Raw genomic sequence first — 24,061 nt, 5'->3', positions numbered from 1 at the left:
CCGTCGGCCGGCGCACCGGAAAGGGCCGCAGCGCAACGCGATCCGGTACCGGAGCGACGACGCGCTCGACCGCCGTCCCGCCTCCCGTTCGACCCGGCCCTGGTGGTGCGCACGGACCTGACCCAGGAGGCGGGTCACGCCGCCGCCCGGGAACTGATCGCCGCGCCCGACCGCCCGACCGCGATCTTCGCGAGCAACGACCTCCAGGCGCTCGGCGCCTACCAGGCGGCCCGGGGCTGCGCATCCCGGCGGACCTGAGCGTGGTGGGCTTCCAGGTGTGCCCGAAGCCGGTTTACCGTCGGTGGGACCAGGCCGTTGACGTCGTGCGCGCGCCAGTTCGCCGGCGGGGGAGGAGACCCACCTGCAGCAAGGGACAGTGACGTCGCGGCGCAGCACCGGGACCACCCGCTTGCCCGCGGCGCCCGCCACCTCCAACTCGGCCAGGCACACCTCCGAGGCCACCGCGTCCGGTGAGAGGACGAAGACGAACGCCTCCGACTCGTCGATGGCACGCCCGATCTCCACCTGCCACGCCGCCGCCGGCGGGATGCGCTCCCAGTCGACCCACGTGCTCCGCCCGCGTTCCACCAGTGCCGCGTGCAGCCGGCGCACGAACTCCAAGTCCTCGCGCGAGTACGAGACGAACGCGTGCGACATGCCGCTCCAGCCCTTCGGCAAGGCGACCTCGGTCAGTCGCCGTGCACACCCCGCGCGTCACGGCAGGGCAGGGTCGAAGGTCCCGTTCCGCGCGGACGTTGATCTCTGCCGGTCGGCGGGCGTGCGGCGGAAGGTGGGGGAGGGCCGGACCGACGCCGGCCCGCACCGCCTCCCGTCCAGCGAGGAGAACCGCACCGTGCTGTCCCCTGCCTCCGCCGAGATCGTGCGCGTGACGCTGCCCGTGGTCCGCGACCACGCCGTCCGGATCACCGGCGAGTTCTACCCGTCCCTGTTCGCCGCGCACCCCGAGCTGCTCGACCTGTTCAACCAGGGCAACCAGGCCAACGGGGAGCAGCGCGTCGCGCTGGCCTCCGCGGTCGTCGCGTTCGCCGGGCACCTGCTCGACCCCGACGCCGCGCCGTTCGACCGGATCGCCGAGCGGATCGCGCACAAGCACGTGTCGCTGGGCATCCGCGCCGAGCAGTACCCGATCGTGGGCCGGCACCTGATGGCCGCCGTCGGGACCGTGCTCGGCGACGCGGTCACGCCGGCGGTCGCCGCCGCGTGGGACGAGGTCTACTGGCTGCTGGCGTGCCGGCTGATCGCCGCCGAAGCGCGGCTCTACCAGCGCGGCGAGATCGACGAGGTGACGTCGTGGCGGCGGTGGCGGGTGGTGAAGCGGCAGGACGAGGCGGTCGACGCGGTGTCGTTCACGCTCGTGCCGGACGACGGCGGCGCGGTGCCCGAGTTCGCGCCCGGCCAGTACGTGTCGGTCGCGGTGGACCTGCCCGACGGCCGCCGCCAACCCCGGCAGTACTCGCTGTCCCAGGGCCCCGGGCGCGGCTCGTTGCGGATCGTCGTGCGGCGCGTGCGCGGCACGGGTGGCGCACCGGACGGCGCGGTGTCCAACCACCTGCACGACCACGTGCGCACCGACGACACGCTGCTGGTCGGCCCGCCCGCCGGGGACACCGTGCTGCACCGCGGCGACGGCCCGGTGCTGCTGGTCAGCGCGGGCATCGGCGTCACGCCGATGGCGTCGATGCTGGACCACCTCGCCCGCACCCAACCCACCCGCCGGGTCGTGGTCGTGCACGCCGACCGCGGCGCCGACCACCACGCGTTGCGCGCCGAGGTCGACCAGGCGGTGCACGACCTGGCCGACGTCGACCAGCTGACCTGGTACGAGGACGGCGTCGAGGGACGACCGGGCCGCGTCGACGTCGACGCCGTCCCGCTGGACGAGGGCACGACGGCCTACCTGTGCGGGCCGCTGCCGTTCATGCGCGAGGTGCGGGCCGGCTTGCTGCGCCGCGGCCTGCCCGCCGACCGCGTCCGGTACGAGGTGTTCGGCCCCGGGATGCTCGACGGCCGCGTGGGCTGACGCGTCGACGTGCGGCCGTCGGCCGTCCAGGTGACGATGGCCCGAGCGCACCGGATCACGGACGAGGACGCAGTCATGGGTCAGCGGGCAGTGCAATCCACCGTCAACCGGCCACCGACGACCGGTCGGCGGTGGCTGATGCTCGGCCTGGCCACGGTCGGATTCGCGCTGAACTTCTGGGCGTGGGCGCTGCTCAGCCCGCTCGGCCCGCGGTTCAAGGACGACCTGGGGCTCAGCGCGTTCCAGCAGGCGTTGCTGGTCGCGGTCCCGGTGGTGGTCGGGTCGGTGGGGCGGGTACCGGTCGGCGCGCTGACCGACCGGTTCGGCGGGCGGGTGATGTTCCCGCTGGTCTCGGCGGTCACGATCGTGCCGGTGCTGTTCCTCGGCCTGTTCGGGACCACGTCGCTTGCCGCGCTGCTGGTGGGCGGGTTCTTCCTGGGGGTGGGCGGCACGGCGTTCGCGGTCGGCGTGCCGTTCGTCAACCTGTGGTTCCCGCCCGAGCGGCGGGGCCTCGCGATCGGCGTCTTCGGCGCGGGCATGGGTGGCACCGCGATCAGCGCCCTGACCACGGTCGACCTGGTGGAGCGGTGGGGCGTGGCGACGCCGTTCGTGGTGACGGCGGTGGTGCTGGCGGTCTACGCGGTGGTCGCGGCGCTGCTGCTGCGGGACGCGCCGGGGCGGACGGTGCCGGCCGGGTCGCTGGGCGGGCGGCTCGCGGCCACCGCGCGGCTGCCGATCACGTGGCAAGCCTCGGCGCTGTACGCGGTGGCGTTCGGCGGGTTCGTCGCGTTCTCCGTGTACCTGCCCGCCTACCTGGGCACCGCCTACGGCCTGGCGCAGGCGGACGCGGCCGACCGGATGGCCGGGTTCGTGCTGCTCGCGGTCGTGATGCGGCCGGTGGGCGGGTGGCTGTCGGACCGGTTGGGGCCGGTGCGGGTGCTGGTCGCGTGCCTGGCCGTGGTGGCCGTCGGCGCGGTGGTGCAGGCGTTCACGCCGGTGCTGATGCCGTGGGGCACGATCGCGTTCCTGGCCATGGCCGCCGCGCTCGGCGCGGGCAGCGGCGCGGTGTTCGCCCTGGTCGCGCTGCTCGCACCGGCGGACAAGGTCGGCTCGGTGACCGGCGTGGTCGGCGCCGCGGGCGGCCTCGGCGGGTTCGTGCCGCCCCTGGTGATGGGCGCTCTGTACGGCGCGATGTCCTCCTACGCGCTGGGGCTCGCCGCGCTGGCCGTCGTCGCCCTGGCCTCGCTGCTGTTCACCACGACGGTCGTGCGCCGGGCCGTGCGAGCCCGAGCCGGGACGGCCGACCGCGCCGCGGCGTCGCCGACCCCCGGTCACGGTCGCGACCCGGTCCGGCGACCCGACCGTCGGGAGGGGCCGACGCCGTGAGCACCGGGACGGAACCGGGAGCGGTGGACCGGACGACGGGCTGACCGACACTTCAGCGGCACGGACCGACCGCTCTCACCGACGCCGTGCTCCTGCCCACCGTCGCGTTCAGGGAGCCGTCGCGATCGGCTCCAGCAGCAGGCTGTCCACGGCTCGCCGAGGGCTGGCCGGGACCGGTGAGCCGAAGCCGACGCGCAGCACGGTCTGCGGTTCGAGCGTGCCGCCGAGGGCGCGGCGCAGCTCCTCGCGCACCGGGCGCACCTCGATGGCCTGGGACAGGAACGACGCCGACAACCCGAGGGTGGTGGCGGTGAGCAGCACGCGTTGCAGCGCCTGACCCGCCTGGAGCTCGGCGAGCGCCCCGTCGTAGAACGTGCACAGCACCACCACCAGCGGGTCCGACTCGTAGTCCTTGCCCGGTGTCCGCTCGGTGGCCTGGAAGTCGCGCAACGCCCACTCGTCCTGGGGCGCGGGCCGCACGCCGGCGGACGTGGGCGGGATGCCGTCCCCGGTCCGCGGACCGGTCCAGTGGGTCAGCTCGGCCCGAACACCGGGCTGGTCGACCTGGATGCGGTGCGCCCTGGCCACGAAGCCCTGGAGCCGGGCCCGCTCGTCGCGGTCGGTCACCACGTGCAGCCACGACCGCTCCCGCTCGGCGGCCCGCACCAGCGCGTGCCGGTGCCCGACGGGGACCGGCGCGTCCCGGAACGGCTTGCGGTTGGACCGCCGCGCCGGGATCGCCGCGATGAGCTGCCGGGTCTCCTCGTCCAGGCTCCGGAAGCCGCCGTGGCGGACCGTGGCGACCGCGCCGGGCGCCTCCGCGCCGGGCATCAGCGTCACCAGCGGTCGGATGCCGCGCTCGCGCAGCGCCAGCCGCAGGTTGAACAGCGCGGCGCCGCACGACAGCCGCAGCTCCCGGTCTTCCGGGTCGGTGGCGGGCAGCCTGCGGGCCGGGTCGACGTGCAGTTCGATCCGGTCGGGCGCGAGGCGGAACCGCCACGGCTGGGTGTTGTGCACCGACGGGGCGAGTGCCGCGGCGGCGAGCACGTCGGTCACCTCGTCCACCGCCAGCCCGAGCACCTCGGTCACGTTCGTCATGTCTTCCCTGCCTTTCCGTGCCTCCACTGTGCGCCTGCGGCGGCTCGGGCCACACGGTCGAAGGTCCCTTCCGGACCGGGACCCCCGGGCTTGGCGTGCCCGCGCTGCGGGTGGAACGCTGTCGACATGCCCGGACCTGCCGATGGGGGAGTGCCGCACCGCCTGCTGGGCGGGCTGCGGTTGGACGAGCTGCTGGACGAGGTCCGGGAGCGGCTGACCGAGATCGCCTCGACCAGGGACAAGATGCAGGGCCTGCTCGACGCCGTGCTCGCCGTGGGCGCGGGGTTGGAGCTCGACTCCACCCTGCAGCGGATCGTGCAGGCGGCGGTGGAGCTGGTCGGCGCGCGGTACGGCGCGCTGGGCGTGCTGGGCAGCCAGGAGAACCTGTCCGAGTTCGTCTACGTGGGCATCGACCCGACGACGCGGTCGCGGATGGGGCACCTGCCGCAGGGCAAGGGCCTGCTCGGCCTGCTGATCAAGGACCCGCGCGCGATCCGGCTGCACGACCTGGCCCAGCACCCGGCGTCGGTGGGCTTCCCGGCGAACCACCCGCCGATGCACAGCTTCCTGGGCGTCCCGGTGCGGGTGCGGGACGAGGTGTTCGGCAACCTCTACATGACCGAGAAGGTCGACGGCGCGGACTTCACCGCCGACGACGAGGTGGTGCTGACCGCGTTGGCGGCGGCGGCCGGTGTGGCGGTGGAGAACGCCCGGCTGTTCGAGCGGTCCCGGATGCGCGAGCGCTGGCTGGAGGCCACCGCGGAGGTCAACACCGAGCTGCTGGGCGGCGCCTCGGCCGAGGACGCGCTGCGGCTGATCGCCCAGCGGACGCGGGAGCTGTCGGTGGCGTCGATGTCGCTGATCGTGCTGGCCGACGGCGCGGACGGGCAACGGCTGCACATGGCCGCCGGCTCCGGTGAGCGCGTCGAGGCCCTGGTCGGCAAGCTGCTGACCGGCGCCGGGACGGTGGTCCAGGAGGTGCTCGCCTCCGCCACACCCATGCTGGTCGAGGACCTGGACGGCCGGCTCGGCGACGCTTCGGTCGAGGCGGGGCCGGGTGTCGTGGTGCCGCTGCGGGCCGGCGCGAGCGTGACCGGCGTGCTGCTGGTGGCACGGGAGAAGGGCGGCGCCCGGTTCGGCGCGGAGCAGGTTCCGCTGCTGGCCTCGTTCGCCGACCAGGCGGCGGTGGCGCTGGAGTTCGCCGAGAACCAGCGGGCGCGGCGGCTGGTCGACGTGCTGGAGGACCGCGACCGGATCGCGCGCGACCTGCACGACCACGTGATCCAGCGGCTGTTCGCCACCGGCATGAGCCTTCAGGGCGCGCTGGGCTCGATCCGCGACCCCCAGGTCCGGGAACGGGTGCGCAAGGCGGTGCACCAGCTCGACGAGACCGTGCTGGAGATCCGCACGTCGATCTTCGACCTCCAGGCGGGTGACGACCTGCCGGGTCTGCGGCGGCGGCTGCTCGACCTGGTCTCCGAGCTCACCGAGAACGCCCCGGTCACGCCGACCGTGCGGATGACGGGGACGGTGGACAACTCGGTGCCCGACGACGTCGGCGAGCACGCCGAGGCCGTGGTGCGGGAAGCGGTGACCAACGCGGTCCGGCACGCGCGCGCCAAGGAACTGGTGCTCACCGTGGAAGCGGGCGACCAGCTCACCATCACGGTCGTGGACGACGGCGTGGGCATGCCGCCGCAGGTGGCCCGCAGCGGGCTGCGCAACCTCGAACAGCGGGCCGCCGACCTGGGCGGCACCTGCTCGGTCACCGGGGAGCCCGCGGGCGGCACCCGCCTGACCTGGCAGGTCCCGCTGGTGTGACGGCCTACTCCTCGTTCGAGGGAACCGGCTTGCGCAGCCTGGTCGCGAGCACGGCGGCCTGGGTGCGGCGTTCGAGGCCGAGCTTGGCCAGCAGGTGGGAGACGTAGTTCTTGACCGTCTTCTCGGCCAGGAACATCTTCTCCGCGATCTGCCGGTTCGTCAGGCCCTCGCCGATGTGGTCGAGCACGGTGCGCTCCTGCTCGGTGAGCATCCGCACCGGGTCGCCCTGCTCGCGCTCGCGGCGGATGCGGTTGAGCAGCGCCGCCGTGGAGCGGGCGTCGAGCAGGGATTCGCCGGCGGCGACGGTGCGGACCGCGGACTGGAGGTCGGTGCCGAGGATGCGCTTGAGCACGAAGCCGGACGCGCCGGCCAGGATGGCGTCGAACAGGGCCTCGTCGTCGGTGAACGAGGTCAGCATCAGGCACTTGAGCTCCGGCATCCGCGACCGCAGCTCGCGGCACAGCTCGATGCCGTTGCCGTCGGGCAGCCGCACGTCCAGCACCGCGACCTCCGCGCCGCTGGCGGGGACCCGGGCGAGCGCCTCGGCCACCGAACCGGCCTCGCCCACCACCTCCAGGTCGTCCGCGCTGTTCAGCAGCTCACGCACGCCGATGCGGACCACCTCGTGGTCGTCCACCAGAAACACCCGGGCCACCGGCTCCACCTCTCGTCTTCCGCCTGCACCGACCCTGCCGGGCGGGAGCCGCCCGACACAGGGTCCAAAGACCCTCCTACCACGCGCTGAAGGTCCTCCGCACCTCGGCGGCGTGCGGCGCGCGTGGTCCGGGCACCACGTCCGCGGGGGAGCGGTGCGCCACCAGGACGGGGCACGGGGCGTGGTGCAGCGCGGCGCGCGTCGTCGGGCCCCGTCCGGCCACGATCAGCAGGTCGGTGTCGGCGTACCGGGCGATCGCCTCGTGCGGGTGCATCCTGACCAGCACCGACGTGTGGCGGACATCGCGCAGCACCTCGTCCGCGTGGATGACCGGCCACCGGGGTTCGTCGGCGCGCACCGGCAGCGGCGGCGTGGCGTGCAGGACGCGCAGCGACGCGTGCTGCTGCCTGGCGTGGTCGGCCGCGCGGGACAGGGCCAGGTCGTCGTCGGACTCGTCCCCGGACAGCAGCGCGGTGACCCGGTGGTGGTCGCGGCGCAGCGCCTCGCCGGTGCCCCGGACCACGACCACGTCGCACGGCGCGTGCTCGACCAGCGGCACCACCACGCGGCCGAGGGCGAACGCGGTGCTGTGCGCGCCGCGGTGGCCGACGACGAGGAGCCCGGCGCGGCACCCGGCGGTCATCAGGTCGTGCAGGAAGTCGGGGGACGGCGGGCACACCTCCAGCGGCGCGCCGGTCGACCGGGCGTGCTCGCTCGCCCACCGCAGGGCGGCTTCGCCCCACGGTGAGTCGTCTCCCGCCACGACGACGGGCGCTGGGCTGCGGGGTATCCGGTTGGTCATGGCTCCACGGTCGCCCGCCCGAGCGCAGCGGAACAGGGACGGGAGTGCTGTCCGCCGGCAGCCCTAGGGCCCTGCGCGGTGAGGACCTAGGACCACTGCACCCGGCCCGTCGGCTGCCTACCGTCGAGTCGAGGAGACACGGGGATCCACTGCGGTCCCGACATCGGATGCGGAGAGGAACCTGTGATGACTGCCCCGATCGTGGTCGGTGTGGACGGTTCGGCGTCGGCGTTGACCGCCGCCGAGTGGGCCGCCCTGGAGGCCGTGCGGCACCGCGTGCCGCTCCACCTCGTGCACGCCTACCTGCTGCCCGCCGGTGGTTACCCGGAGGTCCTGATGACCGGTCCCGAGGTGCGGGAGGCGTTCGAGCAGCAGGGCCGGCAGTGGCTCGACGAGGCCGCGACCGCAGCCCGTGCGGCCGCACCCGGCGTGGAGGTCGACACCTCCATCGTGGTCGCCCGGCCCGCCGCCGCGTTGATCTCCGCGTCGCGCGTCGCGCGGCTGGTGGTGCTCGGCTCACGCGGGTTGGGTGGTTTCACCGGCCTGCTGGTCGGCTCCGTGGCCGTGGCCCTCGCCGCGCGCGGCAAGAGCCCGGTGGTCGTGGTGCGCGAGGAAATCCGCCAGGACGGCCCGGTCGTGGTGGGCGTGGACGGCTCCCCCACGAGCGAGGAGGCGATCGCCTTCGCGTTCGCCGAGGCTTCCCTGGCCGGCGCCCCGCTCACCGCGGTCATCGCCTGGACGGACTTCCTGGTCGACAGCGCCTTCCACTCGCGCTTCACCGTCGACTGGGCGCAGGTCGAGGACGAGCAGCTGCGGCTGCTGTCCGAGCGCCTCGCGGGCTGGCAGGAGAAGTACCCCGACGTGTCCGTGGAGCGCGTCGTCGTCCACGACCGCCCCGTCCGGGCCCTGCTCAACGCCGCCAAGGACGCGCGCCTGCTGGTCGTGGGCAGTCACGGCATGGGCGGCTTCACCGGCATGCTGCTCGGCTCCACCAGCCAGGCCCTCGTCTACCACGCCCCGTGCCCGCTGGCGGTGGTCCGTCCGACCACCGAGCAGTAGGGAGCGCGGGGACAGCGGAACGGGGGACCGGTCACCTGACCGGTCCCCCGTTCCGCTGCACGTCGCCGCGCGGGCGACCCGTCCACCCAACCAGGGTCATGACTTCCTCCTCTCCGTCCACCTGGAACGTTCGCCCTGCGGCGGCACGGCCGACAGGGACGTGAGCCACCACCAGCCGATGCGCACCACCGCCGGTCCCGCGCGACCTTCAGGGTCGAAGGTCCCGGAGCCGACGGGACCGCGGCCACTGACCAGGTCGACCCCGCGTGGGAAGGCTGGGAGGCGAGCACCCGAGGAGGGGTAATGGACGAGACGATCGTGGTGGGCGTGGACGGCTCACCGGTCAGCCGGACGGCGTTGCGCTGGGCGGTCGAGGAGGCGAAGCTGCGCGGCTGCGCGGTCGAGGCGGTCCTGGCCTGGCACGTGGACTACGCGATGGTGATCGGGCCGATGTCGGCCACGGTCGCCGCCATGATGGACCGCGACAAGCTGCGCGAGGAGCACCAGCGCGTGCTGGACGAGGTCGTGGCGGAGGCCGGTGGCGACGTCCGCGCGGTGCTCGCCGAGGGCGACGCCCGCGACGTGCTGGCCAAGGCATCCGAGCACGCGGCGCTGCTCGTGGTCGGCAGCCGCGGCGCGGGGCCGATCCGCGGTGCGCTGCTGGGCTCGGTCAGCTCCTACTGCGTGCACCACGCGACGTGCCCGGTCGTCGTCATCCGCGCGCCCGAGCCCGAGCACGTCGAGCCGAAGCCGGTCCTCACCCCGGGACCGCTGCTGTGACCGCGTCCCCGATCCCCGACCGGGCGCTGCCGGCCGACGGCTCCGTCCAGCACTGCACCGTGCACAACACGCTCCGGCGAGCGCCGGAGATCGTCATCGAGATGACCGAGGTGGAATCATGAACGCAGGTCCGATCGTGGTCGGCGTCGACGGCTCCCCGGCGGGCGAGCGCGCGCTGAGCTGGGCCATGGACGAGGCGATGCAGCGCAAGCTCCCGCTGCACGTGGTGCACGCCTACCAGTACGAGCCGCTGGCCGACTGGGCGATGACGTCCGAGCACGACGTGCAGGCCCGCTCGGAAGCGCTGGTCGACGACGCGCTGCGCGCGGCGGCCGTGGGCCGGCTGGAGTTCCCGCGGATCATCCGGCACTGCGTGCGGGGACCCGCCGCCGAGGCGCTGGAAACCCAGGCGCGTCGTGCGTCGATGCTGGTGGTGGCCTCCCACAGCGGCAGCCGGTTGCGGCAGGTGCTGCTCGGCAGCACCAGCGCGCACTGCGTGCGGCACGCGACCGTGCCCGTGGTGGTCCTGCCGCCGGCCGACGAGCAGCACGACGGGGCTGCGGTCGGCGCGGGACAGGAGGTCGGGCGATGAGGGTCCGCGACCTGATGACGCGGGACGTGGTGACCGTGTCGCCGGAGACGTCCGCGCGTGACGCGGCGGCGCTGCTCGCCGTCGAGGGGTTCACCGTCCTGCCGGTGGTCGACGGAGCCGGCACCCTGGTCGGCGTGGTCACCGAGACCGACGCCCTGCGCGACCGGCTTCCCGTCGACCCGCGCTCGCTCGTGCACGGGCAGCCGTCGCGCGCGCGTGCCACGCCGAGGCGGAAGGTCGCCGACGTGATGAGCGAGCCGGCGGTGGCCTCGACGCCCGGCACGGACGTCGCGGAGCTGGCCCGGCGCATGGTGGAGCAGGGCGCGCGGAGCGCGTGCGTGGTGGACGGCAAGCGGCTCGTCGGCATCGTCACCCGCCGCGACATGCTGCGCGCGATCAGCCGTGACGACCGCACGCTGGCCGCCGAGGTCCGGCACCGCCTCGGCCTCTACGGCGGCCCGCACCGCTGGACGGTGTCCGTGGTGGACGGTCACGCGTCGATCGTGGACGCGCTGGACGACGAGTGCGACCGGCACGTGGCAGCGGTCCTGGCGGGAGCCGTGCCCGGTGTGGTGGACGTGCGCTTCCCGGAGATCCGGCATGCCGTCGACCACGGCTGAACCCGGCACCACGCCGCACGGCATGCCGGTGCACGAGGTCGTGCTGCTCTCCGAGACCGACGCCGACACCGGGCTGTCCCGGGCCGTCGCCGGCGAGCGGCTGGCCTCGCTCGGCCCGAACCGACTGCCGGAGCGGCGCGGTCCGGGCCGGCTGCGGCGCCTGCTCGGCCAGTTCCACAACCCGCTCATCTACGTGCTGCTGGGCGCGGCGGCCCTGACCGCCGTCCTCGGCGAGACCGTGGACGCCTCCGTCGTGCTCGGCGTGGTACTGGTCAACGCGATCGTCGGCTACCTGCAGGAAGTCCGGGCCGAACGGGCGCTCGACGCCTTGGAGGCCATGGTCCGCACCGAGGCCACCGTCATCCGCGACGGCGCCGCCGCGCGGATCACGTCCGACGAACTCGTGCCCGGCGACCTCGTCGTGCTGGAGGAAGGCGACCAGGTGCCCGCCGACCTGCGGCTCGTGCGCACCCGTGAATTGCGGGTCGACGAGTCGGCGTTGACCGGCGAGTCACAGCCTTCGGCGAAGGATCCGCTGCCCGTGCCGCACGACACCGGGCTGGCCGACCGCACCGACATGGCCTACTCCGGCACGCTCGTCACCACCGGCGGCGGACGTGGCGTGGTGGTGGCCACGGGCGCGGACACCGAGATCGGGCACGTGCACCGGCTCGTCGGCGACACCAAGACCGTGCAGACGCCGCTGACCCGCAAACTGGCCCGGTTCAGCAAGCTGCTCACCGCCGTCATCCTGGGCCTGGCTGTGGTCAGCGTCGTGATCGGGGTGCTGCGCGGCGAGCCGTTCGCCGAGATGGTGACCGCCGCCGTCGCGCTCGCCGTCGGCGCGATCCCCGAGGGGCTGCCCGCCGCCGTGACGGTGACGCTGGCCATCGGCGTGGCCCGGATGGCGCGCCGCAACGCCGTCATCCGCCGCCTTCCCGCGGTCGAAACGCTGGGCAGCACCACGGTCATCTGCACCGACAAGACCGGCACACTCACCGCCAACGCCATGACCGTCCGCCAGGTCGTCGCCGACGGGCAGCGCTGGGGGGTCGACGGCATCGGCTACTCACCGCTGGGTGACTTCCCGTCGCCGTCATCGGCCGTGCGCGACGTGCTGCTGGCGGGGCTGGCGTGCAACGACGCCCACGTGGTCCTCCAGGACGACCGGTGGACCGCGGTCGGCGACCCCACGGAAGCCGCGCTCGTCGTCTCCGCCCGCAAAGGCGGCCTGACCCCCGACGACGTGCCCGCGCGGGTGGACGAACTGCCGTTCACCTCGCAACGCCGGTTCATGGCCACCCGCCACGCCGGCGGCGTCGTCTACCTCAAGGGCGCGGTGGAGCGGATCTTCGAGTTCACCGGCTCCACCGACCACACCGAAGCCGACCGGCTCGCGCACCAGGGGATGCGCGTGCTCGCGTTCGCGCGAGCGCACGTGCCCGAGGACGTCCCGTTGACCGAGGAAGCCCTGCGCGGTGTGGTGTTGCTGGGTCTGCAGGCGATGCACGACCCACCGCGACCCGAGGCCGTCGACGCGGTGCGCGCGTGCCGGGAGGCGGGCATCGAGGTCCGCATGATCACCGGCGACCACCTCGGCACCGCCCGTGCCGTCGCGGCCCACTTCTCCCTGCCCGACGACGCCGTGCACGCCCGCGTGTCGCCCGAGGAGAAGCTGCGGCTGGTCAAGCAGATCCAGGCGAACGGGCACGTCGTCGCGATGACCGGCGACGGCGTGAACGACGCCCCGGCCCTGCGGCGGGCGGACATCGGTGTCGCCATGGGCCGCGGCGGCACGGAGGTGGCCAAGCAGGCCGCCGACATGGTGCTGACCGACGACAACTTCTCGTCCATCCGCGCCGCCGTCGAGGAAGGGCGCGCGGTCTTCGACAACCTGCGCAAGTTCATCATCTGGACGCTGCCGACCAACATGGCCGAGGGCCTGGTCATCCTCACCGCGATCCTGCTGGGCACCGCGCTGCCGATCCTGCCCGTGCAGATCCTGTGGATCAACATGACCACCGCCGTGGCCCTCGGCCTGACCCTGGCCTTCGAACCGCGCGAGCCGAACGTCATGCGTCGCCCGCCGCTGCCGCCGTCCCTGCCCCTGCTGACCGGGGCCCTGGTGCAGCGCATCCTGCTGGTCTCGGCCGTGCTGCTGGCCGGCTCGTTCGCCGCCTTCCACCTGCACGGCGGCACGCTGGACGAGGCGCGGACGGTCGCGGTCAACGTCTTCGTCGCCGCGCAGGTCGCCTACCTGTTCAACTGCCGGTCGTTGCGGGAGCTGCGGCCGCACGTGGGTTTCCGGCGCAACCCGTGGCTGCCGACCGGTGTCGCCGTGACGGTGGTGCTCCAACTGCTGTTCACCTACGCGCCGTTCATGAACGCGCTGTTCCACACCGCGCCGATCGCGTGGCGTGACTGGGCGGTCGTCGTGGCGCTGGCGGTGGTGGCCTACGGGGTGGTGGAAGTGGAGAAGTGGTGGCGTCGGGCGTCTTCCCGCTGACGGGAGTTCAGGCGAGCGGGATGTCGTGGCCGGGGCCTCGTTCGTCCGGTGGGCGGGGGCCGAAGTAGCGGCGATCGGCTTCGTCGATGCGCACGTCGTCGATGCTCGCCTCACGGCGGCGCATCAGGCCGTTGTCGGCGAACTCCCACAGCTCGTTGCCGTAGGAGCGGAACCACCGGCCCGCCACGTCGTGCCACTCGTACTGGAAGCGGACGGCGATGCGGTTCCCGCGGAAGCCCCACAGGCTCTTGCGCAGCACGTAGTCGAGCTCGCGCTCCCACTTGGCGGTGAGGAACCGGACGATCTCCGCGCGGCCGGTGAGGAAGGCGTCCCGATTTCGCCAGGCCGAGTCCTCGGTGTACGCGAGGGCGACCCGGTGCGGGTCGCGGGTGTTCCAGGCGTCCTCGGCGGCCTGGACCTTGGCGAGGGCGTCGTCGAGGTCGAACGGCGGGAACGGCGGGCGGGCGTCGGTCATGGCCGGGTGTCCTTCACTGGGCGGTGAGCGGTGGGTTGTACGGGGACGGGGACACGGAGTCGGCGCGCAGCGGCAGCAGTCGGCCTGCGACCACGTGCCGCGGGGTGAAGCGGACGCGGCGTCCCGTGCGGTCGTCGTCGCCGCCTGCCCCGGGGCCGGTCCACTCGACCTCGGCCCGGCCGGACAGGTGCAGGGTGCGGCCGGTGGTGAAGTCGAAGAACAGCAGGGCGGCGACGGGATCGGCGTGGATGTTGCCGAGCGTGGTGAACATGTTGTTGCCGGGGTAGTCGGGCCACCACAGCCCTCCGCCCTCGACGCGCACGAACCCCGGTGCCCCGCCCCGGTGCGAGGCGTCGTTGCCGCGGGCGGGGTGGGTGGTGCCGACGAGGAACGTGTCGGAGCGGCGGATCAGGTCCACGTCGTCGGGCGTGAGGCATTCCCCGCGTCGGACCGGTGCGGGGCCCGGGTCCGCGGCGGTGGTGGCGCGGAGGAGTCGTCCCTGGATGTACTGGGGGCAGTTGCCGAAGGCTTGCTCCACCTCGACGCGCAGCCCGTCGTTCCCGGCTCCGGTCAGCGCGCCGTTGAGGCGCAGGCGCCTGCGGAGGGCGAACTCGATCGCGATCAGCCCCACCGGTTGGCCCGTCGGCAGGCCGTGGAGGGGATCGCCCTCGGCCGGTGACGTGCGCGCGGTGAGGGCGGTCGGGGAGTCGACGTGGAGGAATCCCGGCGGGCCGGTGAGCGGCGAGAGCCACAACGTGCCGTCGGTGTCGCGCGCGGTGACGGCGGCGAAGGTGCGCTCGGCGAGGAACCGCGCCACGCCCGAGCTCAGCCGGGCCGGGGCGACCATGGTCGACAGCCGCGCGGCGTCGTCGGAGACACCCGCCCGTCGCTGCACGGCCAGCTCTCCTTCGTGGAAACCGGACATGCCGCCGCCACCCCTCCGGTTCTGACGGTTGAACGTGTCGCCAACCGTTAGAAGGACTCTGGCACGGTGTCAGGTCGTTGTCAACGGGTGGAGACCGCCGCAACCGTTAGAACTGCGCTAGCCTCGACGGCATGGACACGGATGCGCCGCTGCTGGGCGAGCCGCTGCCGGTCGAGCTGATGAACACCGTCTGGGCCGACCGGGACGGCGTGCACGACGCGCTGCGCGACCGCGACGGCGTCAGGGCCTGGCTGCGCTCCGTCTGCCCCAGGACGGATCTGCTCTGCCCGGACGACCTCGACGCCGTCTCCGCGGTCGACCTCGACCGCCTGGTCGGGCTGCGCGACGCGCTGCGCCGGCTGGCCGCCGAGGTCACCGGGGACCCGCGTCCCGCGGCCGTCTCGGACCCGCGCGGACTGCAAGCGGCCGTGACCGTCGTCAACGAGGCGGCGGGCGACACACCCCGCTGGTCGGCGCTGTCCTGGGCACCGGGCGAGTCGCCCTCACGGCACCGGCGCACCGGCGGGCGCGCCGTCCCCGCAGCCGTCTCCGCCATCGCCGAGGACGCCATCGCGTTGTTCGGCGACGACACCCGCCACCGGCTGCGCGCCTGCCTCGGACCGGGCTGCGTCCTGTACTTCCTCAAGGACCACCCCCGTCGCGAGTGGTGCTCCGCCGGCTGCGGCAACCGCGCCCGCTCCGCCCGCCACTACCAACGCCACCGCGGCACGACGGCGTGACCGTCGCGCCGCGGTGGCGCTCCCCTTCCCCGTCGCCCCGGTTCAGCGGCCCATGTTCGCCAGTTGGTGCTGCAACCTGTCGTGCAGCAGGTCCACCGCCTCCTGGTAGGTGTGCGCGCTCGCCTCGGCGTTCACCGGCGTCCCGTTGACGTCCAGCGACGCGTGCGCCACCAGCGACCTCGGCCCGTCGGTGCCCAGCCGCACCCTGGCGCAGGCGATGTCGGCGGGGGAGTACTTGGCGACGGCGGCGACCTTGGCGCGGGCGTAGTCGGTGGCCTCCCCGGGCACTCCGGTGGCCAGGTCGACCCTGATGGTGACGATCTCGTGCACGTGACTCGTGGACCCAGCCTCGCCGTCGCCCCCACCGCTCGGACAGTGACCAAGGTCCCGGCCGGCCGGGACTCTCGGAACTGGGTCTGGATCGATGGCGAAACCACGCTGGAGCCATCACCCCGAGAGCTGGTCAGGAGAGCGAGATGTCGCAGCAGCCGGAGAACACCGCGCCGGACTTGTCGTTGGTCGACGCCTACTGGCGGGCGGCCAACTACCTGTCGGCAGGGCAGATCTACCTGTTGGACAACCCCCTGCTCACCGTCCCGCTGACCCCGGAGCACATCAAGCCCCGCCTGCTCGGCCACTGGGGCACCACGCCCGGCCTGAACTTCCTCTACGCCCACCTGAACCGCGTGATCAACGACCACTCGGCGAACGTGCTGTTCGTGACCGGTCCCGGTCACGGCGGTCCCGCGCTGCTGGCCAACACCTGGATGGAGGGCAGCTACACCGAGACGCACCCGAACGTGCCGCGCGACGGCGAGGGCATGCGCACGCTGTTCCGCCAGTTCTCCTTCCCCGGCGGCGTGCCCAGCCACGTCGCGCCGGAGGTGCCCGGGTCGATCCACGAGGGTGGTGAGCTGGGGTACTCGCTGGCGCACGCGTTCGGTGCGGCGTTCGACAACCCGGACCTGGTGGTGGCGTGCGTCGTGGGCGACGGCGAGGCCGAGACGGGTCCGCTGGCCGCGAGCTGGCACGGCGCCAAGTTCCTCGACCCGGCGACCGACGGCGCGGTGCTGCCGATCCTGCACCTCAACGGCTACAAGATCGCCAACCCGACGATCCTGGCGCGCATTCCGCACGACGAGCTGGACTCCCTGCTGCGCGGCTACGGCTACACCCCGTTCTACGTGGAGGGCGACGACCCGGAGCTGCTGCACCGGCGCATGGCCGAGGTCTTCGACGAGGTGTTCGACGAGATCCGCCGCATCCAGCAGACCGCCCGTGCCGGTGACACCGAACGCCCCCGGTGGCCGATGATCGTGCTGCGCACGCCCAAGGGCTGGACCGGACCGTCCGAAGTGGATGGAGTGCCGGTGGAGGGCACTTGGCGCTCGCACCAGGTCCCGCTGGCCGGCGTCCGGGACAACCCCGACCACCTGCGGCAGTTGGAGGCGTGGCTGCGCTCGTACCGGCCGGAGGAGCTGTTCGACGCCGACGGCAGCCCGAACCCGGAGTTGCTCGCGCTCGCACCGCGCGGTGAACTGCGCATGGGAGCCATCCCGCAGGCCAACGGCGGCCTGCTGCTGCGCGATCTGAGGATGCCCGGCACCGCGCCGTACTCGGTGGAGGTGACCAAGCACGGCACCACGACGTCCGAGCCGACCCGCGCGCTGGGGCGGATGCTGCGCGACGTCATGACCTTGAACGCGGCGGAGCGGAACTTCCGCGTGTTCGGCCCGGACGAGACCGCGTCCAACCGGCTCGACGCGGTGTTCGAGGTGACCGCGAAGCAGTGGCTGGCCGAGCGCCTGCCCACCGACGAGCACCTGGAGACCAACGGCAGGGTGGTGGAGGTGCTGTCCGAGCACCTGTGCCAGGGCTTCCTGGAGGGCTACCTGCTGACCGGCAGGCACGGGCTGTTCAACTGCTACGAGGCGTTCACCCACATCGTGGACTCGATGTTCAACCAGCACGCCAAGTGGCTCAAGACCCACCGCGAGATCGACTGGCGACGTCCGGTCGCGTCGCTGAACTACCTGCTCTCCTCGCACGTGTGGCGCCAGGACCACAACGGCTTCAGCCATCAGGACCCGGGCTTCATCGACCACGTGATGAACAAGAAGGCCGAGGTCGTCCGGGTCTACCTGCCCGCGGACACCAACACGCTGCTGTCGGTGGCCGACCACTGCCTGCGCAGCCGCGACCACGTCAACGTCGTCGTCTCCGGCAAGAACTACACGCCCGACTGGCTCGGCCCGCAGGAAGCGGCGCTGCACTGCGCCCGCGGCGCGGGAATCTGGGAGTGGGCCGGCACGGACGACGGCCTCACCGAGCCTGACGTGGTGCTCGCCTGCGCCGGCGACGCGCCCACCCTGGAGGTCATGGCCGCCACCGCGCTGCTGCGCGACCACCTGCCCGAGCTGAAGGTCCGGGTGGTCAACGTGGTCGACCTGATGCGCCTGCAACCGGACACCGAGCACCCGCACGGCATGCCCGACCGCGAGTTCGACGCGCTGTTCACCCCGGACAAGCCGGTCCTGTTCGCCTACCACGGCTACCCGTGGCTGATCCACCGCCTGACCTACCGCCGCACCAACCACCACAACATCCACGTCCGCGGCTACAAGGAGGAAGGCACCACCACCACGCCGTTCGACATGCTCGTGCTCAACGACATGGACCGCTACCGGCTCGTCATCGACGTGATCGACCGGGTCCCGGGCCTCGGCCCCAAGGCCGCCGGGGTGCGCCAGCACATGCAGGACCAGCGCACCCGCCACCACGCCCACATCCGAGAGCACGGCGAGGACCTGCCCGAGATCCGCGACTGGACCTGGCCGTACTGATGAACGTGCTGGTCGTCAACGCGGGCTCGTCGAGCCTGAAGCTGTCGGTGCTGGGCGAGGACGACGCGGTCCTCGTCCAGCACCACGTCGAGCGGTGGGACGGCGCGCCCGACCTCGACCTGGCCCTTCCTCCCGTGGACGCGGTGGCCCACCGCGTCGTCCACGGCGGCACCCGGTTCACCGCGCCGGTCGTCATCACCGCCGACGTGCGGCGCGAGATCGCCGCCCTGACCGACCTGGCGCCGCTGCACCAACCCCGCGCGCTGGCCGGCGTGGACGCGGCCCGGGCGCTGCTCCCCGACGTGCCGCACGTGGCGTGCTTCGACACCGCCTTCCACCGCACCCTGCCGCCCGCCGCGGCCACCTACCCGCTGCCGGCCGCCTGGCGGACGCGCTGGGACGTGCGCCGCTACGGCTTCCACGGCCTGTCGCACGCCTACGCCTCCCGGCGCGCGGTCGAGCTGGCGGGTGCCGGCTCGCGCGTGGTGACCTGCCACCTCGGCGCGGGCTGCTCGCTGGCCGCGGTCCACGACGGCCGCTCGGTGGACACCACCACGGGCTTCACCCCGCTGGCCGGCCTGCCCATGGCCACCCGCAGCGGCGACCTCGACCCCGGCCTGCTGCTGTGGCTGCTCGACCGCCTCACCGCCGACGAGCTCGCCGACGGCCTCGCGCGCCACTCCGGACTCGCGGGCCTCTCCGGACACGCCGACCTGCGCGACGTGCACGCCGCCATCGCGTCGGGCTCCGGCGAAGCCCGGCTGGCCCTGGACGTCTTCGTCCACCGGCTGCGCCAGGGCGTCGCCGCCATGGCGGCTTCACTCGGCGGCTTGGACGTGCTCGTGTTCACCGGCGGTGTGGGCGAGCACGATCCGGTCGTCCGCGCCCGCGCCGTCGAAGGGCTGGCCTTCCTCGGCCCCCTCCTCGACCCGACCCGCAACGTCACCGCATCGGGTGACACTCGGATCAGCCCGGACGGTGCCGCCACCGACGTGTGGGTGGTCACCGCGCGGGAGGACGTCGAGATGGCCGCCCGGACCCGCGACCTGCTGGTGACCGGCGGGCCGCCGGGCGCACGGCGGGCGCCGTGAGGCCGCGGCACCTGCAACCTGCGGGTTTGCGCAACTCGTGGTCGGGTACCAGGCCAGCCGAGTGCTCAAGACGCAGGGCACCGGGCGTGAGGCGGTCACCGATGGGCGGCGAGAATCCGGAACCGCTGGTGCTGGGGATGAGCACCGAGCAGCCACCACCGCTGGTCCGGGTCCGGCAGTGGACGGCCACCGCGCTGGCCGACCTCGACGACGACCACCTCCAGGCCGTGCTGCTGGTCAGCACCGAGTTGCTGACCAACGCCTACGAGCACGGCAGCACCCCCTACGGCATCCGCCTGCGGCACGTCCGGGTCCCGTGCCAGGTCCGGGTCGAGGTCGACGACGCCTCGCCCGACCAGCCCGTCCTCGGGCGCTCCCGGCTCGCCGGCACCCGCGGCCGGGGTCTGATCATGGTCGACAAGCTGTCGACGGCCTGGGGGACCACCCCGCTGCCGGGCGGGGGCAAGACGGTGTGGGCCGAGGTGTCCTGCGCCGGCGAAGGCTGGACGCCCTGCGCGAGCCGCGGGTGAGCCCCGGGGTGTGCGACGGGCCGGCCGCGCTCGTCGCCTCGACGTCGCAGCGCACTGCGCCAACCGGGCGCTCGTGCCTTACCGCACGTCGTCGTGGCCGGTCAGGGAGTTACGCTGCCCTGTGCGGGATCGCCGGGTCCCGGCGGGAGGCGCGGTGTGATGGACAGTCGAACGGACCCGAGCGCGCCGATCGTGGTCGAGACGACCTGGCACGGCCGCGTCGCGGTCGTCGCCGTGCACGGCGAGGTCGACATGGACACCTGCGACGAGCTGCGGTCGTGGGTGGTCGAAGCCCTGGACGCCCGGCCGGAGGCGCTGGTGCTCGACCTCGGCGGCGTGGTGGTCTTCGGCTCGATCGGCCTGTCGCTGCTGATGGAGGCCCGGCACCGCGCGCAGCGGTGCGCGGCCGGCTTCGCCGTGGCCACCGACCAGCGCGCCGTGCTGGCCCCGCTGACCGAGACCGGCGTCCTCGACCTGCTGGACGTGCACCCCACCGTGCCCGAAGCCGCCGAGACCGCCCTGGCGGCGCGGACGTCGACCCGGGTCGCCCAGTTCTGAGGGCGGTTAGGGACTTCGTGCCGTTCCGCCCCACCGGAGCGGTCGTCCCGCACCGCCGAACGAAGGGGTGACCCCTTGCGTCTGCTGTCCGAGTCCCAGCTGGCCACCGTGCTGCCCGCGACCACCACCTGCCCGCGAGTGGTGGTCAGCGGCAACCACGCCACGCCCCGTCACGCGCTGGCCGTGCTGGACGCGGTGCTGCCGGAGTACCGGCTCTTCGCGCTGAACGCCCAGCCCGGCCTGCCCGATCGGGACGGCGTGGTGCTGGAGACGCCGTTCGTCGGACCGGGCATGCGCGGCAAGCGGATGCTGCGGTACTTCCCGTCCCGGCTGTCACTGGTGCCGAACCTGCTCCAGCAGGCGCTGCCGCCGGACATCGTGCTGGTGCACACCTCCACGCCGGTGGACGGGTGCGTGTCGCTGGGCACGGAGGTGAACGTCCTGCCCGCGGCCATCGAGGCGGTCCGGGCCCGCGGCGGCCTGGTGATCGCCCAGCTGAACCCGCGGATGCCCTACACCTACGGCGACGGGGTGCTGCCGTGCGACGAGGTGGACTACGCGATCGAGGTCGACGAACCGCTGACCTCGCCGACGCCCCGCGAGATCGGCGAGGTGTCCCACGCGATCGCCGAGCGGGTCGCGGCGCTCGTGCCCGAGGGCGCGACCCTCCAGATGGGCATCGGGGCCGTCCCGGACGCGGTGCTGGCGGCGCTGACCGGGCGACGGGGCCTCGCGGTGTGGTCGGAGATGTTCAGCGACGGCGTCCCGGCCCTGGACCGGGCGGGGGCGCTCGACCCGGACACGCCGGTGACCGCGTCGTTCGTCTTCGGCAGCCCCGAGCTGTACCGCTGGGTCGACCGCAACCCGCGGGTCCGGCTGCTGCGCACGGAGAAGACCAACGACCCGGGCCTGATCGCCCGCCGGCCGCGCCTGGTCTCGATCAACAGCGCGTTGCAGGTCGACCTGTACGCCCAGGCCAACGCCAGCCGGGTGCACGGGGTCATCTACTCCGGGTTCGGCGGCCAGACCGACTTCGTCGTCGGGGCCCTGCACTCGCCGGGCGGGCGGGCCGTCGTGGCGCTGCCGTCCTGGCACCCGAAGGCCGACGTGTCCACCGTGGTCCCCCGCCTGACCGGCCCGGTCACGTCCTTCCAGCACAGCTATCTCGTCAGCGAACAGGGCACCGCCACCATCTGGGGCCACGACGCGGGCGAGCAGGCCCAGCAGATCATCGACCACGTCGCCCACCCCCGCGTCCGCGCCGAGCTGACCGAAGCCGGCCTGGACCTCGGCTTCCCCCTCCGCCCACCGGCCTGACCCGTCCCGGTCACCGCACACCCGGGAGTGGCGGGCGAGGCGGCGACCCTGGCCGCCTTCCCGGCGTCGGGCAGCCGAGCCGCCGTCACCGATGGGGGATGGGCACGCCCGCGGCGCGCAGCCTGGCTTCCACGAGCGCGTTCAGCCGCGTCCAGGTCATCCGGTCCTCGCGGTGGTGGTTGATCAGCCGGTACCGGGTGGTGTCGTCCGGTCCGGGCTGGTAGCCCGGTGGCACCGCGAGCAGTTCGGGGTCGGCCAGCAGGTGGTCGGCCAGCGCGTCCGCCAGCTCGTCGACCCGGGGGTCGTCCGGCTCCCAGGACCGGGCGTCCCAGCCGCGCTTGGTGAGGTCGACGTACCCGGGATCGGCGAGCCGGCGTTCGAAGTGGTTCAGGAAGAGGTCGAACAGCTGCGGCGACATCGCCCTGGCCAGCACCAGGGCCTCCCGCTGACCGGTCACGTAGTCGGGGCTGTAGCCGAGTTCGGTCAGCCGGTCCAGGACCGCGTGAGCGCGGTCGGGCAGCAGGAGCCGGTCCCCGTCGGAGAGCCGGCGCAGCCTGTCACGGCGGGCGACCAGGTCGTCGATCCGCTCGGTGAGGCTCCGCTCCACGTCGACGAGCCGGGCGGCGAACCGCTCGACGTCGGCGTCCAGCAGTGCTCCGACCTCCGCCAGCGGCACGCCGGCGGCGGCCAGCGTCCGGACCTGGACCAGGCGCACCAGGTCCGCCGAGCCGTACCGGCGGTAGCCCGAGCGGTCGCGTCGTGGTTCGGCGAGCAGCCCGTGCTGGTGGTAGTGCCGCACGGTCTTCACCGTGACCCCGGCGAACGCCGCCGCCTGACCGATCGTGACGCCGCCGGTCGACGTGACCGGGGTGGTCGAGGTAGCCATGCGACGAGTGTCGAGCCTGACCCCGGGTCAAGGTCAACCCACCGGTCCCCGCACCGCCCGACCACCTCGACCGGACCGACGTCAGTCCGCAGCCCGCCCGCCGCAGAACACCTCGGTGAGCAGGTCGTCCAACGCCCTCGGGTACGCCGCCACCAGGTCCACGTCGGTGTCCCCGCCGGTGATCGAGGCGGTCAAGGTCCGGCTGCCGTCGGGGGTGCCGTACACCAACGCCCCGTAGCCGATGGTGCTGCCGTTGTGGAAGAAGAGGGTGCCCGCGCAGCTCGGACCTGCTTCCTGCACGCGCAACCCCAGGCCGAAACCGCTCTTCGAGTGGGGTGTGCGCATCTCGGCCAGGAGGTGGTCCGGCAGGAGCCTGCCACCCAGCAGGGCGGAGAAGAACGTGTGGAGGTCACGGGTGGTCGAGATCATGTCCCCGGCGCCGAACAACAGGGACGGGTTCTGCCGGGTGACGTCGACCGTCTTCGGTCGGCCGTCGTCCTGGTAGTGGTAGTAGCCGTGGGCGTGCGGGCCGGGGATACCCGACCGGTCGCCCGGCGCCACCGTGTCGCGCAGCCCGAGCGGCCGCAGGATCCGCCGCTGCGCCTCCTCCGCGAACGAACGGCCGGTGACGTGCTCGACCAGCAGTGCGGCCAGCGTGTAGTTGGTGTTGGAGTAGTTCCAGTCCGTCCCCGGCGTGAACAGGGCCGGCTCGGCCAACGCGAACCGGACCAGTTCTTCGGGCCGGTAGGTGCGGAACCGGTTGTCCACCCACTCCTGACCCGTCGAGGGGAGTCCTGGCAGGACCGTCCCGTTGTAGTAGTCGCCGGTGTGGTTGAGCACGCCGCTGGTGTGCTGCAACAACATCCGCACGGTGATCCGCCGGTCCAGTCCGAACCCGGGCAGGTAGTCGGCGGCGGGCGCGTCCAGCCCGACCACGCCCTCCGCCACCAGTTGCAGCACCACGGTGGCGACGAAGGTCTTGGTGTTGCTGCCGATCCGGAACCTCCCGCTGGTCGACGGTGTCGCGGTCCCGCCGAGCTTGCGCACCCCGGCGCTGCCGACCCACTCACCCCGTTCGTCGTCCACGCGCACCTGCATTCCGGCGAAACCGATGTCGATGAACGCCTGCACGGCCTCCCGCAGCTCCGGACGATCCGGCACCGCGGCGGCACCGGCCACCTCCGCACCGGCAACCTCCGCACCGGCCACCGCCGGCACGGTCGACCCGGACACCAGCGCGACCGCCATCGCCGCGATCACCGCTCGCCGCAAGACCCGCGGCACCCGCACGTTGTTCCTCATGCGGCCAGGCTCCGCCTTGACCTCGGGGCGGGGT

Annotated in this window: 24 protein-coding genes and 1 pseudogene; 16 read left to right on the top strand and 9 right to left on the bottom strand. The window is 73.4% G+C overall.

Going from position 1 to position 24,061, the window contains the following annotated elements:
* Nucleotides 1–102 precede the first annotated feature (102 nt).
* A complete protein-coding gene (locus ACIQMJ_RS08940) occupies nt 103–258 on the top strand; it encodes a hypothetical protein (protein WP_499761072.1) in 156 nt (51 codons plus the stop codon).
* 183 nt (nt 259–441) lie between these two features.
* On the opposite strand, the pseudogene ACIQMJ_RS08935 reads toward ACIQMJ_RS08940, so the two are convergent.
* Nucleotides 442–657 (bottom strand): annotated as a pseudogene (locus tag ACIQMJ_RS08935) (toll/interleukin-1 receptor domain-containing protein); the annotation flags it as partial.
* A gap of 196 nt (nt 658–853) precedes the next feature.
* Here ACIQMJ_RS08935 and ACIQMJ_RS08930 point away from each other — a divergent pair.
* Entirely contained in the window at nt 854–2,041 is a 1,188-nt protein-coding gene (locus tag ACIQMJ_RS08930) for a globin domain-containing protein (protein WP_499761054.1), read from the top strand.
* 75 nt (nt 2,042–2,116) lie between these two features.
* Nucleotides 2,117–3,427, top strand: a complete 1,311-nt coding sequence (locus ACIQMJ_RS08925; RefSeq protein ID WP_499760376.1) for an MFS transporter — start codon at nt 2,117–2,119, stop codon at nt 3,425–3,427.
* A 108-nt stretch (nt 3,428–3,535) separates the two neighbouring features.
* On the opposite strand, the gene ACIQMJ_RS08920 is transcribed toward ACIQMJ_RS08925, so the two are convergent.
* On the bottom strand, nt 3,536–4,525 hold the full coding sequence (locus ACIQMJ_RS08920) for an Acg family FMN-binding oxidoreductase (RefSeq protein WP_499760375.1): 990 nt from the start codon (nt 4,523–4,525) through the stop codon (nt 3,536–3,538).
* Between the two features lie 126 nt (nt 4,526–4,651).
* Here ACIQMJ_RS08920 and ACIQMJ_RS08915 point away from each other — a divergent pair, with 126 nt between their 5' ends.
* Nucleotides 4,652–6,346: a GAF domain-containing sensor histidine kinase gene (locus ACIQMJ_RS08915; protein ID WP_499760374.1), complete on the top strand. Its 1,695-nt coding sequence runs from the start codon at nt 4,652–4,654 to the stop codon at nt 6,344–6,346.
* 4 nt (nt 6,347–6,350) lie between these two features.
* Here ACIQMJ_RS08915 and ACIQMJ_RS08910 read toward each other — a convergent pair whose 3' ends face one another.
* Nucleotides 6,351–7,001 carry a response regulator gene (locus tag ACIQMJ_RS08910; protein ID WP_499760373.1) on the bottom strand — a complete coding sequence of 217 codons (651 nt, stop codon included), beginning with the start codon at nt 6,999–7,001 and terminating at the stop codon, nt 6,351–6,353.
* Nucleotides 7,002–7,077: 76 nt separating this feature from the next.
* Nucleotides 7,078–7,803 (bottom strand): hypothetical protein, encoded by a 726-nt coding sequence (locus ACIQMJ_RS08905; protein WP_499760372.1) that lies wholly within the window; start codon nt 7,801–7,803, stop codon nt 7,078–7,080.
* Between the two features lie 186 nt (nt 7,804–7,989).
* Here ACIQMJ_RS08905 and ACIQMJ_RS08900 point away from each other — a divergent pair, with 186 nt between their 5' ends.
* From ACIQMJ_RS08900 to ACIQMJ_RS08875, 6 genes are all read left to right on the top strand, one after another.
* The gene (locus tag ACIQMJ_RS08900; protein ID WP_499760371.1) at nt 7,990–8,862 is read left to right on the top strand and encodes a universal stress protein; all 873 of its coding nucleotides are present in this window, start codon (nt 7,990–7,992) and stop codon (nt 8,860–8,862) included.
* A gap of 303 nt (nt 8,863–9,165) precedes the next feature.
* On the top strand, nt 9,166–9,642 hold the full coding sequence (locus ACIQMJ_RS08895) for a universal stress protein (RefSeq protein ID WP_499760370.1): 477 nt from the start codon (nt 9,166–9,168) through the stop codon (nt 9,640–9,642).
* A complete protein-coding gene (locus ACIQMJ_RS08890) occupies nt 9,639–9,764 on the top strand; it encodes a hypothetical protein (protein ID WP_499760369.1) in 126 nt (41 codons plus the stop codon). Before ACIQMJ_RS08895 ends, ACIQMJ_RS08890 begins: the two co-directional genes overlap by 4 nt.
* Nucleotides 9,761–10,234 carry a universal stress protein gene (locus ACIQMJ_RS08885; protein ID WP_499760368.1) on the top strand — a complete coding sequence of 158 codons (474 nt, stop codon included), beginning with the start codon at nt 9,761–9,763 and terminating at the stop codon, nt 10,232–10,234. The genes ACIQMJ_RS08890 and ACIQMJ_RS08885 overlap by 4 nt, the downstream gene beginning before the upstream one ends.
* Nucleotides 10,231–10,854 carry a CBS domain-containing protein gene (locus ACIQMJ_RS08880; RefSeq protein ID WP_499760367.1) on the top strand — a complete coding sequence of 208 codons (624 nt, stop codon included), beginning with the start codon at nt 10,231–10,233 and terminating at the stop codon, nt 10,852–10,854. Before ACIQMJ_RS08885 ends, ACIQMJ_RS08880 begins: the two co-directional genes overlap by 4 nt.
* Nucleotides 10,835–13,360, top strand: a complete 2,526-nt coding sequence (locus ACIQMJ_RS08875; RefSeq protein WP_499760366.1) for a cation-translocating P-type ATPase — start codon at nt 10,835–10,837, stop codon at nt 13,358–13,360. The genes ACIQMJ_RS08880 and ACIQMJ_RS08875 overlap by 20 nt, the downstream gene beginning before the upstream one ends.
* A 7-nt stretch (nt 13,361–13,367) precedes the next feature.
* Here the strand turns inward: ACIQMJ_RS08875 and ACIQMJ_RS08870 are convergent, their stop codons facing one another.
* Both ACIQMJ_RS08870 and ACIQMJ_RS08865 read right to left on the bottom strand, forming a co-directional pair.
* Nucleotides 13,368–13,835: a nuclear transport factor 2 family protein gene (locus ACIQMJ_RS08870; RefSeq protein ID WP_499760365.1), complete on the bottom strand. Its 468-nt coding sequence runs from the start codon at nt 13,833–13,835 to the stop codon at nt 13,368–13,370.
* A 13-nt stretch (nt 13,836–13,848) separates the two neighbouring features.
* On the bottom strand, nt 13,849–14,760 hold the full coding sequence (locus ACIQMJ_RS08865) for a pyridoxamine 5'-phosphate oxidase family protein (RefSeq protein WP_499760364.1): 912 nt from the start codon (nt 14,758–14,760) through the stop codon (nt 13,849–13,851).
* A 131-nt stretch (nt 14,761–14,891) separates the two neighbouring features.
* Between ACIQMJ_RS08865 and ACIQMJ_RS08860 the strand changes: the two genes are divergently transcribed.
* The gene (locus tag ACIQMJ_RS08860) at nt 14,892–15,500 is read left to right on the top strand and encodes a CGNR zinc finger domain-containing protein (RefSeq protein ID WP_499760363.1); all 609 of its coding nucleotides are present in this window, start codon (nt 14,892–14,894) and stop codon (nt 15,498–15,500) included.
* Nucleotides 15,501–15,542: 42 nt separating this feature from the next.
* Here ACIQMJ_RS08860 and ACIQMJ_RS08855 read toward each other — a convergent pair whose 3' ends face one another.
* A complete protein-coding gene (locus tag ACIQMJ_RS08855; protein ID WP_499760362.1) occupies nt 15,543–15,830 on the bottom strand; it encodes an HPF/RaiA family ribosome-associated protein in 288 nt (95 codons plus the stop codon).
* A 146-nt stretch (nt 15,831–15,976) separates the two neighbouring features.
* Here ACIQMJ_RS08855 and ACIQMJ_RS08850 point away from each other — a divergent pair, with 146 nt between their 5' ends.
* From ACIQMJ_RS08850 to ACIQMJ_RS08830, 5 genes are all read left to right on the top strand, one after another.
* Nucleotides 15,977–18,343 (top strand): phosphoketolase family protein, encoded by a 2,367-nt coding sequence (locus ACIQMJ_RS08850; RefSeq protein WP_499760361.1) that lies wholly within the window; start codon nt 15,977–15,979, stop codon nt 18,341–18,343.
* Nucleotides 18,343–19,434 carry an acetate/propionate family kinase gene (locus ACIQMJ_RS08845; RefSeq protein WP_499760360.1) on the top strand — a complete coding sequence of 364 codons (1,092 nt, stop codon included), beginning with the start codon at nt 18,343–18,345 and terminating at the stop codon, nt 19,432–19,434. The genes ACIQMJ_RS08850 and ACIQMJ_RS08845 overlap by 1 nt, the downstream gene beginning before the upstream one ends.
* Before the next feature lie 137 nt (nt 19,435–19,571).
* Nucleotides 19,572–19,964 carry an ATP-binding protein gene (locus ACIQMJ_RS08840; protein ID WP_499760359.1) on the top strand — a complete coding sequence of 131 codons (393 nt, stop codon included), beginning with the start codon at nt 19,572–19,574 and terminating at the stop codon, nt 19,962–19,964.
* Nucleotides 19,965–20,123: 159 nt separating this feature from the next.
* Nucleotides 20,124–20,522, top strand: coding sequence for an STAS domain-containing protein (locus tag ACIQMJ_RS08835; protein WP_499760358.1), 399 nt, complete (start codon nt 20,124–20,126; stop codon nt 20,520–20,522).
* Between the two features lie 75 nt (nt 20,523–20,597).
* Complete coding sequence (locus ACIQMJ_RS08830) at nt 20,598–21,839, top strand: acetyl-CoA hydrolase/transferase family protein (protein ID WP_499760357.1); 1,242 nt, start codon at nt 20,598–20,600, stop codon at nt 21,837–21,839.
* An 85-nt stretch (nt 21,840–21,924) separates the two neighbouring features.
* Here the strand turns inward: ACIQMJ_RS08830 and ACIQMJ_RS08825 are convergent, their stop codons facing one another.
* Together ACIQMJ_RS08825 and ACIQMJ_RS08820 are read right to left on the bottom strand one after the other, a co-directional pair.
* Nucleotides 21,925–22,725, bottom strand: a complete 801-nt coding sequence (locus ACIQMJ_RS08825; RefSeq protein ID WP_499760356.1) for a MerR family transcriptional regulator — start codon at nt 22,723–22,725, stop codon at nt 21,925–21,927.
* A gap of 81 nt (nt 22,726–22,806) precedes the next feature.
* On the bottom strand, nt 22,807–24,027 hold the full coding sequence (locus ACIQMJ_RS08820) for a serine hydrolase domain-containing protein (RefSeq protein ID WP_499760355.1): 1,221 nt from the start codon (nt 24,025–24,027) through the stop codon (nt 22,807–22,809).
* Between the last annotated feature and the right edge of the window lie 34 nt (nt 24,028–24,061).

This window comes from Actinosynnema sp. NPDC091369, from assembly GCF_044757065.1.
Taxonomy (GTDB): Bacteria; Actinomycetota; Actinomycetes; order Mycobacteriales; family Pseudonocardiaceae; genus Actinosynnema.
Note: the sequence above shows the minus strand (reverse complement) of the source record. Positions and strands in the feature narration are given on the sequence as shown.

Coding starts and splice junctions, on each gene's coding strand:
- ACIQMJ_RS08915 (WP_499760374.1), top strand. CDS start 4,652: ATGCCCGGACCTGCCGATGGGGGAGTGCCGCACCGCCTGCTGGGCGGG.
- ACIQMJ_RS08845 (WP_499760360.1), top strand. CDS start 18,343: ATGAACGTGCTGGTCGTCAACGCGGGCTCGTCGAGCCTGAAGCTGTCG.
- ACIQMJ_RS08880 (WP_499760367.1), top strand. CDS start 10,231: ATGAGGGTCCGCGACCTGATGACGCGGGACGTGGTGACCGTGTCGCCG.
- ACIQMJ_RS08905 (WP_499760372.1), bottom strand. CDS start 7,803: ATGACCAACCGGATACCCCGCAGCCCAGCGCCCGTCGTCGTGGCGGGA.
- ACIQMJ_RS08925 (WP_499760376.1), top strand. CDS start 2,117: ATGGGTCAGCGGGCAGTGCAATCCACCGTCAACCGGCCACCGACGACC.
- ACIQMJ_RS08865 (WP_499760364.1), bottom strand. CDS start 14,760: ATGTCCGGTTTCCACGAAGGAGAGCTGGCCGTGCAGCGACGGGCGGGT.
- ACIQMJ_RS08885 (WP_499760368.1), top strand. CDS start 9,761: ATGAACGCAGGTCCGATCGTGGTCGGCGTCGACGGCTCCCCGGCGGGC.
- ACIQMJ_RS08895 (WP_499760370.1), top strand. CDS start 9,166: ATGGACGAGACGATCGTGGTGGGCGTGGACGGCTCACCGGTCAGCCGG.
- ACIQMJ_RS08860 (WP_499760363.1), top strand. CDS start 14,892: ATGGACACGGATGCGCCGCTGCTGGGCGAGCCGCTGCCGGTCGAGCTG.
- ACIQMJ_RS08820 (WP_499760355.1), bottom strand. CDS start 24,027: ATGAGGAACAACGTGCGGGTGCCGCGGGTCTTGCGGCGAGCGGTGATC.
- ACIQMJ_RS08850 (WP_499760361.1), top strand. CDS start 15,977: ATGTCGCAGCAGCCGGAGAACACCGCGCCGGACTTGTCGTTGGTCGAC.
- ACIQMJ_RS08825 (WP_499760356.1), bottom strand. CDS start 22,725: ATGGCTACCTCGACCACCCCGGTCACGTCGACCGGCGGCGTCACGATC.
- ACIQMJ_RS08835 (WP_499760358.1), top strand. CDS start 20,124: ATGGACAGTCGAACGGACCCGAGCGCGCCGATCGTGGTCGAGACGACC.
- ACIQMJ_RS08875 (WP_499760366.1), top strand. CDS start 10,835: ATGCCGTCGACCACGGCTGAACCCGGCACCACGCCGCACGGCATGCCG.
- ACIQMJ_RS08920 (WP_499760375.1), bottom strand. CDS start 4,525: ATGACGAACGTGACCGAGGTGCTCGGGCTGGCGGTGGACGAGGTGACC.
- ACIQMJ_RS08840 (WP_499760359.1), top strand. CDS start 19,572: ATGAGCACCGAGCAGCCACCACCGCTGGTCCGGGTCCGGCAGTGGACG.
- ACIQMJ_RS08870 (WP_499760365.1), bottom strand. CDS start 13,835: ATGACCGACGCCCGCCCGCCGTTCCCGCCGTTCGACCTCGACGACGCC.
- ACIQMJ_RS08900 (WP_499760371.1), top strand. CDS start 7,990: ATGACTGCCCCGATCGTGGTCGGTGTGGACGGTTCGGCGTCGGCGTTG.